Annotated in this window: 2 protein-coding genes; both read left to right on the top strand. The window is 54.2% G+C overall.

Features of this window, described 5'->3' with window-relative positions:
• The first annotated feature begins 162 nt into the window (after positions 1–162).
• A complete protein-coding gene (gene tnpA, locus ABD892_RS10455; protein WP_345195565.1) occupies positions 163–492 on the top strand; it encodes an IS66 family insertion sequence element accessory protein TnpA in 330 nt (109 codons plus the stop codon).
• The gene (gene tnpB, locus ABD892_RS10450; RefSeq protein WP_345195564.1) at positions 489–848 is read left to right on the top strand and encodes an IS66 family insertion sequence element accessory protein TnpB; all 360 of its coding nucleotides are present in this window, start codon (positions 489–491) and stop codon (positions 846–848) included. Before tnpA ends, tnpB begins: the two co-directional genes overlap by 4 nt.
• Positions 849–904 lie beyond the last annotated feature (56 nt).

Here is a 904-nt window from a genome sequence, read left to right as displayed (position 1 = left end):
GGCATCCCAGAGAAGCTCCAGTAGTTGTGGCTGGGTAACAGCGCAGCCATGATGTTGCATCAAAACAAAAGCCTGTAGCTGTGTAAGCGCTCGGGGAACACCATCTACCATCTTTCCATCTGATCCGGATACTGGAAGTCTGTCATTCATCCGGGAGGCTCCATGTCCGCAAAACGTGATTTCTGGTTTCAGCACATCAACGCCTGGCAAGAGAGTGAGTTGAGTCAGGTCGACTATATCCGTCAGCATAACCTGTCCCCAAAGTCCTTCGGTTATTACCGTCGTCGGTATTTCCAGTCCCAACCTGCTGAAATGGAGGATCCAACGCACACGCCACTGCTGCCGGTCCAGCTTGAGGATGAGTCAGATATTCAATCCGAACACAGAAACTGTATCATTTTGACGACACCTAACAGCTATCGTATTGAGCTGTCTCACGGTTTTGATACTGCGACATTGCAACGGGTCATCAGGGTGCTGGAGTCAGCATGATCGGTGATACCTCCCACCTCAATGTCTACCTTGCCCCCGGAGCCACGGATATGCGCAAGTCCATCGACGGGCTTGCCCTGATGGTCAGCGAAAGCCTCTGTCTTGATCCCTTCTCCGAGAGCCTGTTCGTGTTCTGCAACCGGGGACGGGACAAGCTCAAGATCCTGCACTGGCAGACCAACGGTTTCTGGCTCTATTACCGTCGGCTGGAGAAAGGCCGGTTCCACTGGCCGAAACAGGGGCAAAATGCCAAAGCCATCACGCTGAGCCGCCGTGAGCTGAACTGGCTGCTGGACGGCCTGCCCATTGACCAAAAGGCTGCGCACCCGGTGCTCCGTTACCAGACCGCCGCCTGATCACCATTGCCATGACCTGCTGCAAGACAATGGTTTCCTGTTTTGCCGGATACTGT

The organism is Kistimonas scapharcae (assembly GCF_039540975.1).
GTDB lineage: Bacteria > Pseudomonadota > Gammaproteobacteria > Pseudomonadales > Endozoicomonadaceae > Kistimonas > Kistimonas scapharcae.
Note: the sequence above shows the minus strand (reverse complement) of the source record. Positions and strands in the feature narration are given on the sequence as shown.